A 255-nucleotide genomic window follows, 5' to 3' on the forward strand; every position below is an offset into this window, starting at 1 on the left:
GCTGCTCGGGATCGGGCTGGGCACCCACATCCAGTCGCTGGCCCCGGGCTCCCCCGTCGACATCAAGACCCTCGCCAAGAGATTCCCCGAGGGCCCCGACCGCATCGCCGCCGCCCTGCGCGAACTCGAAACCCACGGCTACCTGCGCCGAACCCGCGAACGCACCACCGGCGGCAACATCGTCACCCGCACCGTCTCCTGCAACCAGCCCGGACGCCACACCGAGGGCCACGCCGATCGCCGTACCAAGCCGGA

At 71.4% G+C, this 255-nt stretch carries 1 pseudogene; it reads left to right on the plus strand.

The annotated features are described in order from the left end of the window. Window position 1: 1 nt before the first annotated feature. A pseudogene (locus G3I71_RS50125) lies at window positions 2-255 on the plus strand (helix-turn-helix domain-containing protein); the annotation flags it as partial.

Origin of the sequence: Streptomyces sp. SID12501, from assembly GCF_010550245.1 — a bacterium.
GTDB lineage: Bacteria > Actinomycetota > Actinomycetes > Streptomycetales > Streptomycetaceae > Streptomyces.